This is a genomic window from Leucothrix pacifica, assembly GCF_003172875.1.
Classification (GTDB): domain Bacteria; phylum Pseudomonadota; class Gammaproteobacteria; order Thiotrichales; family Thiotrichaceae; genus Leucothrix; species Leucothrix pacifica.
In genome coordinates this window covers 1-1,723 of sequence record NZ_QGKM01000070.1, presented here as the reverse complement: position 1 = coordinate 1,723, position 1,723 = coordinate 1, and the positions used below count along the sequence as shown (strand labels likewise).

At 47.4% G+C, this 1,723-nt stretch carries 2 protein-coding genes; one reads left to right on the top strand and one right to left on the bottom strand.

The genetic code is table 11. The features are described from left to right. Nucleotides 1-111: 111 nt before the first annotated feature. Nucleotides 112-1,359, bottom strand: coding sequence for an IS256 family transposase (locus DKW60_RS18520; protein WP_109839154.1), 1,248 nt, complete (start codon nt 1,357-1,359; stop codon nt 112-114). Nucleotides 1,360-1,479: 120 nt separating this feature from the next. On the opposite strand from DKW60_RS18520, the gene DKW60_RS18515 reads away from it, so the two are divergent. After that, nucleotides 1,480-1,723 (top strand): type 1 periplasmic-binding domain-containing protein (locus DKW60_RS18515; RefSeq protein ID WP_219988831.1); only part of this gene is annotated, 244 nt, incomplete at its 3' end.

The following is a 1,723-nucleotide window of genomic DNA, read 5'->3' as shown; positions in this document are numbered from 1 at the left end:
TGCGAAAAGAAAGGTTGTGGGAATGCTATTCGCTATGAATATCTAACTTATCATCCTAAGTGGGGGTATCAAACAGTGAGCTATGGTCAAGAGTAGTGTCTGAGAAGAATTCTACGCCGCGTCCCGGTTTTTCTCAGTTACCTCGATTCCATCTTTAAATGGTACGCCTTCGATTACCTTTGCCAGGTAATCAAATCCTCTTAATCTGTGCCAGCGCTTTTGCGCGCACTCACCCAGCTTGAACATCATGTGAAGCATTGTTTCGCGTGATAAACACCCTTTCGACCGCTTCGTTCTATGCCGTATAGTGGCAAACGCCGACTCTATCGGATTAGTTGTGCGTATGCTTTGCCAGTGCTTCGCTGGAAAGTCATAAAACCCCAGTAAGTTCAGACGATCTTTCTCAAGACACCGACTGGCTTTTGGGTACTTGTCTTCATACATGGCTATAAACAGATCAAACGATTTTTCGGCATCGTCCTTAGTTTCTGCTTGCCAGATGTCGTTGAGTGACTCTCTTGCTTTTGCCTGCGCTTTCTTAGGCAAGTAGTTAATCACGTTATTGGCCTTATGTTGCCAACACCGCTGATGAACCGTATCAGGATACACTTCATCAAGGGCGGCCCAAAAGCCTAATGCGCCATCACCTATACCTAAGTGAGGCGTGTTCATTCCTCGGGACTGAAGCTTCAACAGCACTTCTTTCCAGCTTTGAGTCGACTCTCTGACACCATCTTCAATGGCCAGAAAATGCTTTTCTCCGCGTTCATTGACGCCCATGATGACTAGGCAGCACAGTTTGGTGTCATCGGCCCTCAGACCAGAGTGTATCCCATCCGCCCAGACATAGATCCATTGATCTTTATGTAACGGCTTTTCCCGCCATTGTTTGTATTCCTCCGCCCAGCATTGCTTGAGCCTAGAGACAGTGCTTGCTGATAATCCCTCAGCGTCAGGGCCAACCAATACCTTCAACGCGTCTTGCATTTCACCACTAGAAACACCTTTGAGGTAAAGCCAAGGTATTGCGGCTTCCAGCGAACGGGTCTTACGCACGAACGGTGGCACTAATGCCGACCGAAACGAGATGGGCTTACCATCTCTTGCTCGTATTTTCGGCACTTTAACCGTCACTGGGCCAATTCCTGTTTGGATCTGCCTTTCAGGTTGATAGCCACTGCGTACAACACCTGCTAAGCCTTGGTTTGTGCGTCGTGTTGAAAGTCGCTCTAGTTCGAGCTCAACTTCCGCCTCTAGTGCTTGCCGAAGGAGCTTCTGTGCGCCTTGCTTTAAAAACTCTGTCAGTGAGTCTGTGGGTGTCCCTAGACTACTTAGGTCGATCACGTTATTGTCTGCCATAGCGGTGTATCCTCTTCGGTTTATTGTCAGTTGTGGTAACTAATAACAAACCAGATACGCCGCTTTTTAGCAAATTCTTTAGACACTACTTTCAATCATAACTCCATTGCTGAGCATTTGGTGGAATTAGAGCATCGTCATTTTGGTGTTATCTCAGGAATATTACGTGGTAATGATCGGGCGCAACAGCGACTGGAAGGTATCAAGCAGCACTTGCAGCAAAATGGCATTGGCTTAGATGATGGTGAGGTACTGGAGTGTCGTTATTCCGGAGAGCAAGGCCGCTTGGCTATGCATGAATTAATGACACATCACCCGCAAACCACTGCAGTCATTTGTGGTAATGATATTTTGGCGCTGGGGG

What these genes read in the sequence shown, in the direction of transcription:
- DKW60_RS18520 (WP_109839154.1), bottom strand. Translation starts at nt 1,359, where the DNA reads ATGGCAGACAATAACGTGATCGACCTAAGTAGTCTAGGGACACCCACA.